We start from the raw sequence: 16,711 nt of genomic DNA, 5'->3' as shown, positions 1-16,711 counted from the left end.
AAACAGCGGTTGTCGGATGCTCCATAGTTTGGTAAACTAGTAAGGGCAGTTGAGCTAGTTTCAGGAGGTGCAATAGTATGCATGCGTTGTTAATGACATTGCTCGTGATCGTCTCACTTTCACTAATTGTCGTTGTACTGCTGCAATCAGGGAAAAGTGCAGGTCTGTCAGGAGCCATCTCCGGCGGAGCGGAACAGTTATTCGGGAAACAGAAGGCACGCGGCTTGGACTTGGTCCTTCAGCGCGTTACCATCATTTTGTCCGTTGTGTTCTTTGTATTGGCGATTGCAATTATGAAAATATAAACGAACAGCAATTTCCGCCTGGCCATCAGTACGGCTGGGCTTTTTTATTTGGCAGGGTGTCAACGTAAGCGGTTGCTTTGCGCTGCAGGCGGACGCTTTCCGGGGGGCACGGCTTCAGCCTCCTCGCTGCTACGCAGCTGTGGGGTCTTCAGCTCGTGCTGATCCCCTCGGAGTCGCCGCCTTCCGCTCCAAGCAACTGGATTGTGTAACAACTTCAAAAGTGTTCATAACAGAAAGGGTCGTTTTGGATGAAGATTGGACAGGCGAAGCCGTTTTTCTTTAAGCATGGGAAGCGGGCGGTGTTGCTGCTGCACGGGTTCACGGGGACGTCGGCGGATGTCCGGATGCTCGGGCGGTATTTGGAGAAGAAGAATTATACGTCGCTGGCGCCGCATTATAAAGGTCATGGTGTGGCGCCGGAAGAGTTGATACATACCGGACCGGATGAGTGGTGGCAGGATGTGCTCGAAGGCTACCGGACGCTCCGGGAAGCGGGATATGACCAGATCGCGGTTGCCGGGTTGTCGCTTGGCGGTGTGTTTTCATTGAAACTCGGCAGTGAGATGCCGGTGAAGGGGATTGTGACGATGAATGCCCCGATGTCAATGCGCTCGACGGATCTCATGTATGAAGGTGTGCTGCGGTACGCTGGCGAGTATAAGAAAATTGAAGGGAAATCCGAAGCGGAGATCGAAGAAGAAGTGGAGGCGCTCCGCGGACAGACGATGCCGTCCCTGGCCGATCTACAGCAGCTCATAGCGGACGTGCGCAGCGGACTGGATCTGATCTATGCACCGACGCTCGTCGTACAGTCCGTGCACGATGAGGTGATCGATCCGGAGTCGGCGGATGTCATCTTCGAGACGATCGAATCTCCGGACAAACGGCAGTCCTGGTACAAGAACTCGGGACATGTCATCACGCTCGGCAAAGAAAAAGAACAGCTTCATGAAGATGTCTTTGCGTTTCTCGAGTCGCTTGACTGGGAAGAGTAAACAAGAGGCGTTCAGGCAACACTAGTGAGTAAGGAGGGGTGCGAATTGGATACATTCGAACAACAATTGGAACAGCAGATCTTATCACTTATGAAAGAGGATGCATATAAGCCGCTGACCGTGCAGGAAATCCAGGAATTGCTCGGCATGGAACAGGCGGCGGAATTCAAGGAACTCGTCAAGATGCTCGTCCACCTGGAGCAGAAAGGTGTGGTCATCCGCTCGCGGACGGACCGCTACGGCCTGCCGGAGCGCATGAATCTCGTGCGCGGGAAGTTCATCGGCCATGCGAAGGGATTCGGCTTTGTGACACCGGAGACGGAGGGGATGGATGATATTTTCATCCCGCCGACGGAAGTGAATACCGCCATGAACGGCGACACGGTCCTTGTCCGCGTGGCGAACGGTTCATCCGGCGACCGCCGGGAAGGCAGCATCATCCGCATCGCGGAGCGCAAGACGACGAAAGTGGTCGGAACGTACCAGGATAACCGCGGCTTCGGCTTCGTCATCCCGGACGATAAGAAACTGCCGATGGATATCTTCATCGCAAAAGGCGACAACTTAGGCGCGATCGAAGGCCACAAAGTCGTCGTGGAGATCACTGAATTCCCAAGCGACCGGAAATCGGCGACGGGCAAAGTGATCCAGATCCTCGGCCACAAAAACGATCCGGGTGTCGATATACTCTCGATTATCTACAAGCACGGCATCGAGATCGAATTTCCGGACGACGTCATGAAGCAGACCGACAACGTGCCGGCGGAAATCCAGGAAAAAGATTGGTTCAAGCGGACCGACCTGCGCGACGTGCTGACGATCACGATCGACGGCGCGGATGCGAAGGACCTGGATGACGCAATCTCGCTCGAGAAGAATGCAGACGGCACGCATACACTGTCCGTCCATATTTCGGACGTCAGCTATTATGTGACGGAACACTCACCGCTCGATAACGAAGCATATGAGCGCGGGACAAGTGTCTACTTGACGGACCGCGTCATCCCGATGCTGCCGCACAAGCTGTCGAACGGCATCTGTTCACTCCATCCTCATGTGGACCGTCTGACATTGACGTGCCGCATGACGGTTGACCATAACGGGAAAGTGACGCACCACGAGATCTACCCGAGTGTCATCAATTCCGATTACCGGATGACGTACCAGAACGTCTATAAAATCGTGGAAGAGAAAGACGAAGCCCTGCGTGAAGAATATGCAGAGATCGTACCGATGCTGATGGATATGGCAGATCTCATGAAGATCCTGCGCCAGAAGCGGGAAGACCGCGGTGCCATCGATTTCGACTTCAAGGAATCGAAGATCATCGTCGATGACGAAGGCTGGCCCGTCGACATCAAGATCATGGAACGGACGATTGCGGAGCGCATGATCGAGGAGTTCATGCTGCTGGCGAACGAAACTGTCGCAGAGCACTTCCACTGGATGCAGGTGCCGTTCATGTACCGGATCCACGAAGACCCGAAGACGGAGAAACTGCAGCGGCTGTTCGAGTTCCTGACCAACTTCGGAATTCTCGTCAAAGGGGCGGGCAATAAGATCCATCCGCGTGCGCTCCAGGAGATCACCGAATCGGTTGCAGGCCTTCCGGAAGAAACGGTCATCTCGACGATGCTCCTGCGTTCGATGCAGCAGGCGAAGTATTATCAGGCGAGTCTTGGACACTTCGGCCTGTCGACGGATTTCTATACACACTTCACATCACCGATCCGCCGCTATCCGGACTTGATCGTCCACCGGCTCATCCGGACGTACCTGTTCGAAAAGGATGTCTCACAGACGACGATCGCCCATTGGGATGCGGAGCTGCCGGAAATCGCGGAGCACTCATCCGAGATGGAACGCCGCGCAGTCGATGCGGAACGCGATACCGATGCACTGAAGAAAGCGCAGTTCATGGTGGACAAAGTCGGTGAGGAGTTCGAAGGGGTCATTTCATCCGTCACGAACTTCGGATTATTCGTCGAACTCGAGAATACGATAGAAGGACTCGTGCACGTCAGCTACATGACGGACGATTATTACCGCTTCGACGACCGGTCGATGATGATGATCGGTGAGCACACGGGCAAGCAATACCGCATCGGCGATGAAGTCACCGTGCGGGTGGCGGCTGTGAAACCGGAAGAGGCGTCAATCGATTTCGAGATCGCCGACATGAAGCAGAAATTCCACCGGACGCGGAAAGAAGCGCCGAAAGTGATCCATGCGCGCGGCAAATCAGGCGGCGACAGCAAATCCGGCAAGTCCGGACAGTCCGGTCAGTCCGGAAAACCAAACGGCTCCGGCAAGAAAGACAGCGGGGGAGCACCTGGTAAGAAGAACGGCGGCAGCCAGAAGAAACGCTTCTATGAAGGCGTCGCGAAGAAGAACAAGAAACAGAAACCGAGAAAACGAAAGTGAGCGGAGTGGCCAGGCGGCCATTCCGTTCGCGGGAGGTGAAGGGCCATGGCGAAAGGTAAAGGGAAAGTGCTCGCCGTCAACAAGAAGGCGAATTTCGACTACGCCATCGAAGAGACGATCGAAGCGGGCATCGTCCTCGAAGGCACGGAGATCAAGTCGATCCGCAACGGCAAAGTGCAGCTGCGCGACGCGTTCGTGCTGATCCGAAACAATGAGGCGTGGATTTCGAACATGCACGTCAGCCCGTACGAGCAGGGCAACCGGTACAACCACGATCCGGTGCGCTCCCGAAAGCTGCTCATGCATCGCAAACAGATCGCGACACTCATCGGTCAGACGAAAGAAAAAGGGACGGCGATCGTGCCGCTGAAGATGTACATCAAAGACGGCTTCGCAAAAGTGCTGATCGGCGTCGGACGCGGGAAGAAACTTTACGATAAGCGGGCCGACCTGAAGAAGAAGGAAGCCAATCGGGAAATGGCACGTGCACTGAAAGACAAACAGAACTATTGAAGTCAGCCTGTGATTTTGGTATACTGGGTACAGAAAGTCAGTTCCGAAGTCTCGGGATCAGCAGGAGACTGCTGTGACCCCGGACGTTTCCCGGACATCCCTTTAACGGGGACGTTACGGATTCGACAGGGGTGGTCTGAGCGTGAGCTGCGCGTCGGAGGCTCGTCTCCGTCAGAAACGGACCTTAATAATAACAGGCAAAACAAACAACAACCTAGCATTCGCAGCGTAAGCTGTTGAATCTGCCTTATGGTTCCATCGCCCATGTGGCGCTGTAAGGCTCAACCTATAGTGGGATACGCTGGCTGCTGCGTCTCGAGGCAGTCCAGAAGAGATTCACGAGATAGCGCCCCAGACGCCTCGTCTTCCGGCATACGGGTGCGCGAACCTAAATAGAAAGACTACACGCGTAGACGTTTACGTATTGGAGCCTCTGGACGTGGGTTCGACTCCCACCGTCTCCATAGTTTAATATCATGGAGTTTCATTGAACGTCATAAACCTTGTCATATCAAGGTTTGTGGCGTTTTTTAGTGTCATACGATTTCATTTGATTTCAACGAAATATAGTCAAAACATAGTCAATCCATAGTCAAAACCATAGTCAAAAACAGGGCCGAAACATCGATAAAATCAGGCTTTGTGAAATCGAATGATCAACGGAAATTCATCAAACCATAGTCAAAAGTCAAATTAAGTTCGATAGATAGTTATTGAACTTTTCAATCGTGCTTGCTTTTGCTTGTTTCGTAACGTGCGCATAGACATCCAACGTTGTTTTCACGTCTTTATGTCCTAAGCGAACTTGGACTTCTTTAATAGTCGCACCCGCCTCAAATAGCAACGAACAATGCGTATGACGTAATCCATGAGTCGTAATAGGTTCAAGTAGGTACTTATCTAAAACACGTTTAAGCCATTGATATGTTTTATTGGGTTCGTGTAAATAATTTTCTATATTTGGAAATACAAGTTGATTTTTGACATAGACATCGGTGGTGACTTCTATTCCATATTCAATTATTTTTTGAACTCGAACCTTTAGATTTTGATTGATATACAGACCAATAATATCTGGTTCGTCCGATAAAAAACACATAGATAATATACTCCTTTCAGTTGTTGGTAGTGTTTGATAGAGAATTGGGTTAGGCCATTACACGTTCCTATCTACAAAATGACGACGTAGGCATGTTTAATAGTTTTCTTGCTGCATTATGAGCGCTTTTTGCGAAGGGATTATAGTTTTTAAAGTCAATCGATAGGTATTCAACAGATATATTAAGATCGGGATTTTCCGAACGCTTCAAATTTAAAAGTTGTATCAATGCCTTTTGCTGCTTCATTAAAGAGTCTATTTTGAATGTCGCTTGAGTGCTAAAAATGTGATCTATATGATCGACATCCGAATAAATTATTACATTTTCATTAAATCTATCAATATGCTGCTCAAATTCCTTTAGACCTGCAAGTAGAGCTTCTAGTTCTCCGTATATATTTTTACCTCTACAATCGCTTGGTAAATCAATAATGTGACTACTGACAGTTACAGAACCCCTTTGTACATAGGAGCATGCGATAGACATCCTATATCCTTCTCCATTCATTGAACAGTCGCAGTAAATATACAATGTCTCTTCGCTATAGTACTGACTGTAAATCTTATCTTTAAAGCCTTGAGTTAGCTTACTCTTAGCTCGTCCCCAAAAATTTGGCGTTCTTCCACCTCTCTTTACTGAGCTTTTTGTTTTCATATCTCGATGCCCCCCTTTTCTAATTTATCGGTACTAATATAAATCCTAATCGCGTAAGAATAAATGCTATTGCCATATCTGGTCAGTTCATCGTCATGAACGGTCACTTTAGGGGCATGAAAATAGGTATATAAATTTAGTTCCTAAAAGGCCGTAGCATTTTGTCCATAGACCCGCAACATTGAATTTGTCGGGAATTATTTTATTTTGAGATTGTCTTTTATTTATTAAGGTTTTAAATGTCCGATTAAGGTTGAATTTATGTCCTTCATTGAGAAGCCGTTGTTATCACCAAAATATAATGATGTTAGATCTGGGGGAAAAATTAGCTTCGATTTCCCTGAAGTCTATTTAGAGAGTCCATTCGTTCAATATTTACCAATAAAAAAATGATTTGGAGTTAATCGGAGTAACTCGTGAATGAATGTTAGGGAAAGTACTAATCTCATAAGACTATTTAGCCAGTGTGTTGTTAAGGCTTTTCATTAAATATGTTAGAATAAGTATAGCGAAATAGCCACAGAAGCTGAGAGAGGAAGAAAAAAATGGTTGAACAAGATCGTAATACACAAACGACTACTAATGTACAAAGACAAGCAAATCTCATTTGGAATGTTGCTGACATTTTAAGAGGATTATATAAACCACATGAATATGGGAAAGTAATATTGCCTATGACGGTCATTAAACGTTTGCATGATACATTACTACCAACTAGAGAACAAGTATTGAAGGCATCGGATCAGTATAAAGAGATGAATGAAGCGTTCCGACATCGCTTTTTGACACAGGCTTCGGGTTATTCATTTTATAATACGAGCGTATATACGTTTGATACGTTATTAGCAGATCCGGCAAATATAGAGACTAATTTTCGGGCTTATTTAAACAGCTTTTCGGAAAATATGCAGGATATACTAGAAAATTTTAAGTTTGACAATGAAATCTCCACTTTGGCAAACAACGATGCACTGTTTCACGTTATTCAAGAGTTCAATAAAAAAGAGTCGTATTTAGGACCAGATAAAGTAACAAGTACAGATATGGGATATGTATTCGAAGAGTTGGTTCGTAAGTTTTCAGAGAGCTATAACGAAGAGGCAGGGGAACATTTTACGAGTCGGGATATTATTTATTTAATGACTGATTTGTTGTTAGTAGAAGATAAAGAAACATTGACAGGTCAAGATGTCGTGAAAACGATTTATGACCAAACTATGGGGACTTCGCAAATGTTATCAGCTATGGAAGAACGGATTCACGATTTCAGTAAAAATGCAGAAGTTAGAACGTATGGGCAAGAATTAAATCCTGAAACATATGCAATCGCTAAGGCGGACACGATGATTCGTGGAGGAAATCCCGACAACATGGTATTAGGAAGTACGCTATCAAATGACGGCTTTAAAGGTTATGAATTCGATTATTGTATATCAAATCCGCCTTTTGGAAGTGATTGGAAAAGAGATGAAAAAGCAGTAAAAGCTGAACATGCACTTGGAGAAAGTGGCCGTTTTGGCGTAGGTCATCCAAGTATCAGTGATGGACAATTACTATTCCAGTTAAATGGGATTTCTAAATTGAAAGAAACAGGAAGAATGGCGATTATTCATAATGGCTCTGCATTATTTTCTGGAGCTGCTGGTAGTGGTCCGAGTAAAATTCGTCAACACGTCATAGAAAATGACTGGTTAGAAGCGATTGTACAGTTACCAAATGACTCTTTTTACAATACAGGTATCTCAACATATATATGGATCATTACAAAGAACAAGTCACCTGAGCGTCAAGGAAAAGTCCAATTAATCGATGCATCTAATATGTTTGAAAAGCGTCGGAAAAACATTGGAGAGAAGCGCGTTGATATCTCAAAAGAATGCAGAGATAAGATTGTGCAAGCATATGGAGAATTCGATAACAAAGAATATTTTTTAGATGAACGGGTAGTTGAATCTAAAGTTTTTGAAAATGAAGAGCTTGGTTTCACGCGGGTAACAGTCGAAAGTCCACAACGGGATGAAGAAGGAAATGTTATCTTCAAGCAAAACAAGCCAGCAGCAGATACTAATTTGCGGGATGCAGAGGAAATTCCTTTAAAAGAGGATATTGATGATTACTTTGAACGTGAAGTACTGCCATTTAGCCCAGATGCATGGATGGATCGAAGTAAAGACAGGGTCGGCTATGAAATTCCATTTACACGATTGTTTTATAAATACACACCACCTGAGCCTTCTGAAATGATTGCTGAACGTATTAAAAAACTAGAAGAATCAATCGTTGCGAATTTCCAAGCGCTATCAGGTAAGGATGTGAGTAATGTTGACTAGGGAAATAAAAGACTCGGGAATTGAATGGATTGGGGAATTTCCAAAGGGCTGGAAGTATAGAAAAATCGGCAACTATTTTAACCAGGTTAAAGATAAAAACAACGATTTATTGGAAAGTAATTTATTATCTCTATCGTATGGTTCTGTTATAAGGAGAGACATAAATACTTCAGATGGTTTATTGCCTGCAAATTTTAGCAGCTATAACATTGTACATCCCGGTGATATAGTGCTTAGAATGACAGACTTGCAAAATGATCAAACCAGCCTAAGAACAGGATATGTTACTGAAAAGGGAATAATAACTTCGGCTTATATAACGATACGACCTAAAGATTTAAATGTAATAAATCCAAAATATATTCATTTATTACTACATTCATTTGATATAGTTAAAGGTTTTTATGGGATGGGAAGCGGTGTTCGTCAAAATGTTACTTTTAACGATATAAAGAAATTACCGTTTATGTTACCACCTAAAGAAATTCAGGATGAGATAATTATACTATTGGAAGAAAAAATGAAAAATATTAATGACATTATCATTAATACCGGACAATCCGTTGAAGAGTTAAAAAAATACAAACAATCGATTATCACGGAAGCAGTAACAAAAGGATTAAATCCTAATGTTGAAATGATAGATAGTGGGATTGAAGTTATAGGAAAAGTAAAAAGTAACTATAATATTATTCCATTAGGGTATCTGGGGATGCTCCAAAATGGAATTAGTAAATCAGGGGATTATTTTGGCGAAGGTTACCCTTTTGTTAGTTATGGAGATGTTTATCACAATAGGGTGCTTCCTTATTCAGTAAAAGGATTAGTGAAATCAACAGAGAATGATCAAGAAATTTATTCGGTTAAAAAAGGAGATATATTTTTTACTCGTACTTCGGAAATTATTGAAGAAGTAGGAATGGCTTCAGTATGTCTACATAGTATCGACCAAGCAACTTTTGCTGGTTTTTTAATACGATTTAGACCAACTGAAAATATTCCATTCGCCTCTGAGTATGCAAGATATTATTTAGAGGCATCTTTTATAAGGGATTTCTTTGCCAAGGAGATGAATTTAGTTACTAGGGCATCCTTGAGTCAACCATTATTGAAAAAACTCCCTATTATTATACCTTCCTTAAAAGAGCAACAAGAGATTGTATCTTATTTAAATGAACATACAAAAAGAATTGATACTTTAATCCAAGATAAAGAAAGAGTAATTGAAGAACTTGAACAATACAAAAAATCTCTTATCTACGAATATGTCACTGGTAAAATAGAAGTATGAGGAGGTCTTTTTGGTGCTTGAAAATAAGGAAGTTCGTTTTGAAAAAGATATCGAAACAAGCTTAACAAATGAAGGTGGCTGGGAATCAGTCGCCTTCAAAGATACAAATTATAATCCACAAAATGGATTAGATACTTCTTTACTAGTGTCTTTTGTTCAAGAAACACAACCAAAAGCTTGGAAGCGCTATGTAAGGATTTACCATGAAGATGCTGAAGAGAAATTTATAAAGCGATTTAATGAAGAGGTTAATGCGCATGGCATGTTACATGTCCTTCGAAAAGGTGTCAGAGATCGTGGTGTCACTTTACAAGTGATTTATTTTCGGCCTGTTTCATCTTTAAGTTATGAAAATATTGAGCAGTTTAAATCGAATCATTTTCAATGTATTCGTCAATTTGCATACAATAACCGAAATACGATTGATATGGCACTTGCAGTCAATGGAATACCCTTAGTCGCTTTGGAATTGAAGAACCAATACACAGGACAAACAGTTGAACATGCAAAAGTACAGTTTGAAAATGATCGTGATCCTAATGAAATCGTATTTCAATTTAATAAACGTTTTTTAGTATATTTTGCTGTTGACCATTACGAAGTATATATGACGACCAAACTAGCAAAACATAAAACATATTTCTTGCCTTTTAACCAAGGTTCAAATGGTGCTGGTCGAGTAGGAGGAAAAGGAAACCCCCATAACGAAGAAAGTTACCCGACAGCGTACTTATGGGAACAGGTATTAAATCGCAATCAGTTTATGGATATTCTTGAACGCTTTATGAATTTCGAAGCGAAGAAGAATATTTTAATTTTTCCCCGCTTTCATCAATTAGACGTTGTCAACAAACTTGTACAAGATGTGGAAAAGCATGGTTCGGGGAAAAATTATCTTATTCAACATTCGGCAGGATCAGGAAAATCAAACAGTATTGCATGGCTCGCTTATCATCTTGCTTCTTTACACGATGAAAATAATGATCCTATTTATTCCTCCGTATTAATTGTTACAGACCGGACAGTGCTAGATAGACAATTACAAGATACAATTACAAGTTTTGAACATACAACGGGTCAGGTAGAGGTGATTGGCGATAATAAAACATCTCAAGATTTAAAAGATGCAATTAACGATAAAAAGAAAATTATTATCACGACCTTACAAAAGTTCCCTGTTATTTATGATGAAGTTGATGAGGCGGCAGGAAGAAGATTTGCGATACTTGTTGATGAAGCTCACTCCTCGCAAACAGGTAGTAGCGCGCAAAAATTAAAGCAAGCGCTTGCAGATAAAGCGGCCTCGTTAAAAGAGTATCAAGAAATTGAAGAAGGTATTGAAGATCAAACGTTAGATGATCAAGATCAGCTTGTGAATACGTTATTATCCCAAGGTCAGCATAAGAATTTAAGTTTCTTTGCATTTACAGCCACTCCAAAAGAAAAAACGATTGAAATGTTCGGGACAAAGCAAATTGATGGAAGCTTTGCACCGTTTCATATTTATAGTATGAGACAAGCAATTGAAGAAGAATTTATTTTAGATGTGTTAAGCAATTACATGACCTATAAAACATCCTATAAAATTGCAAGGGAAATAGAAGATAATCCTGAGCTACCAAAAACTGAAGCAGTTCGTGCAATTGCGCGTTATCAATCTTTCCATCCCTGGGTATTACGCCAGAAAACAGAAGTGATGATTGAGCAATTTAGGGAAGTAACAAAAAAAGCGATTGGTGGAAGAGCTAAAGCGATGATTGTTACACCATCGCGATTACATGCTGTTCGCTATATGAAAGAGTTTAAAGCGTATATTGAAGAAAAAGGTTATACAGATCTTGATGTACTTGTCGCCTTTTCAGGTTCTGTTACAGATGATGATAATGAATATACAGAACCAGGCATGAACATAACAAAAGATGGCGAACGCATTAAAGAAAACCAACTGAAAGTAGCCTTTAATAGCGACGATTTCAACTTATTAATAGTCGCTGAGAAATATCAAACAGGTTTTGACGAACCATTACTTCATACAATGTTTGTTGACAAAAAGCTGCGCGGTGTAAAAGCAGTTCAAACATTATCACGCTTAAACCGAACAATGCAAGGAAAGAAAGATACGTTTATTTTAGACTTCGTTAACACAGAGGATGAAATATTAGAAGCTTTCCAACCTTTTTATGAATCAACAACGCTACAAAAAGAAGTGAATTTGAACTTAATATACGATACACAGAGTAAATTACGTAAATTCGCTTTGTATAATGACGATGATATTGCACAGGTAATGAAGTTAGTCAAACAAGCACAAAAGAGGCAGGACGAGCGTTTATTAGGTCGCATGTCTAGTTTATTTATGCCTGTTATAAAGCGTTATGAAGACTTACCCGATGATACACAATATGAATTTAGGGTGACTTTGCGTAACTTTGGAAAGTGGTATAACTATGTCTCGCAGCTGGATCGCACATTTGACATGGAACTCTTAGAAGAAAGTATTTATACAGGTTATTTATTAAAATTTATCCCGAAAGAAAAACGTGAAAAAGTAGATATTGAAGATAAAATAAAACTTGAGTATTACAAGCTTCAAAAAGATTTTGAAGGTGAGATTTTGCTGGTTGCAGAAAATGAAAAGGGCGGAGAATTAAAGCACCCTGAAGAATTTAATGCTAACGTAAAGCCGGTAGAAGAACGAGATTCGTTAGAAGAGATTATTCACCGAATTAACGAACGGTTCCCAAATGATTTCTCACCACAAGATCGAGTAATTGTAGAAACTTTGCACAAGGCATTCACAGAAGTAAAAGATGCGAAAATAGTGAACATGGCTAAAAATAATAGCCAAGAAATGTTTGAAAATAGCTTGTTTAAAGACGTATTCCTTGATCGGGTAATGGATGAATACACAAAGAATACAGAAGCTTATCAACGATTAATTGGGGCAGATGATTCCTACTTTAAAACTGTCTATGCATTTATTGCTGCGGATGTTTATAAAACATTGAGGTCGGAAGTGTAAGGAAGATGTTTTAGCGAATCCAGTGGAGTCCAAAGGCGAATATTGATCATAACAACGATGTCAGTCATTTCTAGGTAAAGTTATAAAATAGAACTAGGATGGCTGACATTTTTGTTTGAACCATAGAAAGTGATTATAGAGGTTGTAAAACAAACCTGATTATACGATTGGGGGTAATAAAAATGAAAGTTGGGCGTAACGATCCGTGTCCTTGTGGAAGTGGAAAGAAATATAAAAAGTGTTGTATTAATAAATCTGGTCGTGAATTCTCCAATGTAAATACCATACCAATTGAAAATTCTGAGTCAGACTTTGAATACATTAAAGATAATTCAAAGGAACTTGAGGAAATTATTTCTCAATATAACATTGAAGATGTAACAAGTGCTATTTTCAGTATTAATTCATGGGCAGATAATCGTTCTGCGTTGGCTCAAACATTAACGCTAAATCAGTCATTAAGTAATATTAAAGAGTTCGGAAAACGAAATATTAAGGAGTATTCGGAATTCAAAGCATTTTTTAATGCGATTGCTATGTATTTACCAATCACACATAGAGAAGATTTGACATTAAATGATTTTGGAGAAGTGAAAATTATTGTTGATGGTGAGACTTTTCCAGTAATACTTGGTACTGGTCATGAGCAGGTGTTTGGTGTAATGAATTTTATGCCTGTCCTGGCAAAAGTTACCGAAATGACAGATGCCCTTAAAATTATTTTACATTATAACCGTTTAATAATTGATTGGCTTGCTGATAGTAATACTTCATATAATGAAAACTATGATATTGCTTTTGAAGTTCCTTCAGAGCAATTTTGGCTTTCTGTCAATTCTCTTTTAAATTCAAAGGTATTTATAGAGCATGCCAACCAAGCGTCTCAAATAATGGGATATCAAAAAGGCCCAATTGAAATGCGCCATTTTTTCGTATATAAGGGAAATTACTATCCACTTTTTAATACTTCAATAATGGTAGACTTTTATAAAAGGCTTCTTTCATTGGCAACAGCGGAGGAATACAATCGCCATATCAACTTAACACTTAGTAATCTGATAGAAAATGCCTTTAACTTTTCGGATAATACTAGGTCACGAGTACTTATCGCGCCTAAAATTTTTAATAAAAGCACGGGGAAACCCAGCACTGACAATCATTTGGCGTTTATGACTGTTAGTAATGACAGAGTGTTAGTTGCGATAAATAAAGGAGACTTTGATAATGTTGATAGCATCAATGATGAAATTGTTCTAATAAATTCATTGCATGCAAGAAATCAACTGCGCATTTGTGAAACGCTATATAGAAAAGAACTAAGAGGCGGATATGCATTTGATGTTTTAGCTAATATGCCAGTTTATATTTTGTTGATTGAACCCTTCACTGATATTTCTGCACATGGTGCGGTGTTTGGTAATGCTTCAGAATATTTCTCATGTTCTGCTCTTGATTTGTTTTATATGTTGGGCTTTATGGAAAGTTTTGATGAGTTGTTGGATTTTATTGAATATGAACAAACAGAACAAGCCCGTATAATGGCCATCGGTGGGAAAAGTAATCTCTTTTTTTCTTGGAAAAATGCACATCAACACATTTCATCTGGTGCAATTGAGTTTAATTTAATTTCTGTATCATACGGAAGTGCAGATCATTACGTGTTTGAATACTTTATAAACAATCTGAACAATTACCCTTTTGGTTTACAATCTGAAATGTTTGCTAATCCACTTGAATGGAAAGTTAGAGAAGCGGATTTGGGATATTCTAATTTTGATCACAAGGGATGTCGTGGCTTTGGGGGAGAGGGTAAGATGATTGGAGCATCAACTTTTCTCTTCCTTGCCCACAACGTCGAGTTTTTTATAAAAGATGACTTCACACCTGATAATCATACTGGGATAAGAACAATTGATGAGTTAAATCAGCGAATATTTAATAGATATGGTGGAATACTTGCCTCGTCTTCACTTCTAAAGGGAAGAATATTGCAAGTTATGTATATGCCCATGCATTATGCAAAAGGGGTTGACCACTCTGAATTCACTTTGGACAAGGATAAAAAATATGTCTATAGTGACATTTATGTCGGAGGGGATACAATAATTATTAGATACGCTGTAAATTCAGATAAATTAATGTCCGACATAATGAATGCTAGTGATAAAAGTATAGAATCGGCATATTTCTTAGAGTTGATTTTTCCTTTAAAAGAATATATGCAATCATCTTTTGAAAGGTTGGAGGCGATAGTCAAGAATGATTCTTCACTAAAAAAAGAAGTTGGGGTATTTACAGTAGAACTAGATTACTATTATTCTGAGATTGCACCAGATATTAAAATAGAGCCACAAAGCTATGTAAAAGCAAGGAAAGAAATTGCAAAGGTTTGTTTCAGAGCGGGGGTAGAGACTGGAAAATATAGTGGAAGAAAAGCAACTAAAGCTATAAGAAAAATGCAAACAGAAATTGTAAGGGTTTTTGAAAATCAAATATCAAAATACAACAAAATTAACTTACACAATAAAGTATTAAATTATTATTCTACTCAATTGCATGGAATAATTATTAACCTCAAACGATACTCAAGCTTTAAAGACTTAGATCCTTTAGTTCTAAGTGAATTTGAGGAGAAAACAAGAAGTATTCGGGAAGAATATAGGCGGAACCTAAGGACGGCTCAGTATCTTTTAGAGAGTAACCTTGCAATTCAACATCAAGAAAACAGTTCTGACTGTAATAATGATGAATTTGAAAATTTATTGGCTTTTGCTGATTGGCTAGTGGTACTACAAGACAATGCCGATAATTGCTACTTCTCGGATCTTGATGTTTCTATTCAAATTGATCATGAATACAAGGTCGATACTGTTTTGTCTCAATATAGTAGGCTGCAGTATGAGGAAATTATCCTGCGAAAGTATGGGCAAAAAGATTACACAATTAAAAATGATGAAATAGATAAAGGTTACCTGATTCAATGTTCAAAAGCCTTTTTAGAGGATACAGGAATAGAATTGAGCTTATTATTTTCTTTGCTTGAGTACCTGCAGCTAGAAGTCGTAGAGAAGCCATTTGTGGAGGAGATATATCCAAATGTTTTCGAAGTTCCAAAGGATGACCTAATAAGTGATTTCCTTAATCTGTTATTAGAGCATAAGGATATTGAAGAAGTTGAAAATGCTTTACATTTTATTACACTTGATTGTAGTAAATTAAATTTTCTGAATGGATCAAATCATGATGTTTTACCATTTTGGGACCGAGAAAATCGTAAAGACAGATTTGACGTTAATCCTCTTATAATTCAAGACGGCAAATATATATTTTCTCCAGTTGTTATTAAACAATTAGCTACATCTTGGAGAAGTGGATTATTAGATTGGTATCCACCTTATGAAATAGGCTTACAAAGTGTAAAAGATGTACTAACTAAGTGGAAGAAAAGATATGAAGATGAGATGGTGAAGGATATAGCTAATGTATTTACTGAAAAGGGATTTCACCCTGTTTTTTCTGATTTTGAATTGGCATTTAGATATCCTAAAAGCAACTTTCCTGATTACTTAGGTGACTATGATGTTTTTGCTGTTAACCAAACAAAAAGAGAAATATGGGTAATTGAAAGCAAAGTTCTACAAAAAGTAGGATCAATTTATGAAGATCAAATGCAACAAAAGAGCTTCTTCTTTCAACATAAAGATGATGAGAAGTTTCAAAGAAGAATTGATTATATGAGGGGTAATCTTAGTAAAGTTATATCTGAAATAGGGTTAGAGGAATCAGATTATAAAGTTATACCATATATGGTAACTAACAAACTATTTACATCGAGATATAAGAAGTTAGAATACCCTATAATCACTTACTCTGAATTAATACAAGTAATTGATAAATAGATTTACAGGGGAAGATCCCAAGTTTATATTTCATTTATCGATATAAAGGTTGTGAAGGTTATGGGTAAAGATATTTCAGCTACCATAGTCAAAGACATAATAGCAGACATTTATAGTCGATCGTGGTTAGAGTAATATTGAATGAATAGTGGATTGAAATTGTATCTACAAGACTTCA

General features: G+C 40.0%; 10 protein-coding genes and 1 other RNA gene. 9 read left to right on the top strand and 2 right to left on the bottom strand.

Annotation, left to right across the window (positions count from 1 at the left end):
• Window positions 1-77: 77 nt before the first annotated feature.
• From secG to ssrA, 5 genes are all read left to right on the top strand, one after another.
• The gene (gene secG, locus BN1190_RS04115; RefSeq protein WP_040285763.1) at window positions 78-305 is read left to right on the top strand and encodes a preprotein translocase subunit SecG; all 228 of its coding nucleotides are present in this window, start codon (window positions 78-80) and stop codon (window positions 303-305) included.
• A gap of 248 nt (window positions 306-553) precedes the next feature.
• The gene (locus tag BN1190_RS04110) at window positions 554-1,300 is read left to right on the top strand and encodes an alpha/beta hydrolase (protein WP_040285762.1); all 747 of its coding nucleotides are present in this window, start codon (window positions 554-556) and stop codon (window positions 1,298-1,300) included.
• Window positions 1,301-1,390: 90 nt separating this feature from the next.
• On the top strand, window positions 1,391-3,724 hold the full coding sequence (gene rnr, locus BN1190_RS04105; protein WP_052461714.1) for a ribonuclease R: 2,334 nt from the start codon (window positions 1,391-1,393) through the stop codon (window positions 3,722-3,724).
• A 45-nt stretch (window positions 3,725-3,769) separates the two neighbouring features.
• A complete protein-coding gene (smpB, locus tag BN1190_RS04100) occupies window positions 3,770-4,237 on the top strand; it encodes an SsrA-binding protein SmpB (protein WP_040285760.1) in 468 nt (155 codons plus the stop codon).
• Between the two features lie 107 nt (window positions 4,238-4,344).
• Window positions 4,345-4,704, top strand: a transfer-messenger RNA (tmRNA) gene (gene ssrA, locus BN1190_RS04095).
• A gap of 221 nt (window positions 4,705-4,925) precedes the next feature.
• On the opposite strand, the gene BN1190_RS04090 is transcribed toward ssrA, so the two are convergent.
• Both BN1190_RS04090 and BN1190_RS04085 read right to left on the bottom strand, forming a co-directional pair.
• Window positions 4,926-5,336, bottom strand: coding sequence for a tyrosine-type recombinase/integrase (locus tag BN1190_RS04090; protein WP_040285759.1), 411 nt, complete (start codon window positions 5,334-5,336; stop codon window positions 4,926-4,928).
• A gap of 67 nt (window positions 5,337-5,403) precedes the next feature.
• Entirely contained in the window at window positions 5,404-5,991 is a 588-nt protein-coding gene (locus tag BN1190_RS04085) for a hypothetical protein (protein WP_040285758.1), read from the bottom strand.
• Between the two features lie 545 nt (window positions 5,992-6,536).
• Here BN1190_RS04085 and BN1190_RS04080 point away from each other — a divergent pair.
• The 4 genes from BN1190_RS04080 to BN1190_RS15185 all read left to right on the top strand — a co-directional run bounded on the left by BN1190_RS04080 (window position 6,537) and on the right by BN1190_RS15185 (window position 16,533).
• Window positions 6,537-8,321 (top strand): type I restriction-modification system subunit M, encoded by a 1,785-nt coding sequence (locus BN1190_RS04080; protein ID WP_040285757.1) that lies wholly within the window; start codon window positions 6,537-6,539, stop codon window positions 8,319-8,321.
• Window positions 8,311-9,612 (top strand): restriction endonuclease subunit S, encoded by a 1,302-nt coding sequence (locus tag BN1190_RS04075; protein ID WP_040285756.1) that lies wholly within the window; start codon window positions 8,311-8,313, stop codon window positions 9,610-9,612. Before BN1190_RS04080 ends, BN1190_RS04075 begins: the two co-directional genes overlap by 11 nt.
• 13 nt (window positions 9,613-9,625) lie before the next feature.
• Window positions 9,626-12,634, top strand: a complete 3,009-nt coding sequence (locus tag BN1190_RS04070; RefSeq protein ID WP_040285755.1) for a type I restriction endonuclease subunit R — start codon at window positions 9,626-9,628, stop codon at window positions 12,632-12,634.
• 182 nt (window positions 12,635-12,816) lie between these two features.
• Window positions 12,817-16,533 (top strand): YecA family protein, encoded by a 3,717-nt coding sequence (locus BN1190_RS15185; protein WP_040285754.1) that lies wholly within the window; start codon window positions 12,817-12,819, stop codon window positions 16,531-16,533.
• Window positions 16,534-16,711 lie beyond the last annotated feature (178 nt).

This window comes from Sporosarcina koreensis (genome assembly GCF_000826145.2).
Taxonomy (GTDB): domain Bacteria; phylum Bacillota; class Bacilli; order Bacillales_A; family Planococcaceae; genus Sporosarcina; species Sporosarcina trichiuri.
The sequence above is the reverse complement of the archived record's forward strand: the minus strand, read 5'-3'. Positions and strand labels throughout refer to the sequence as shown.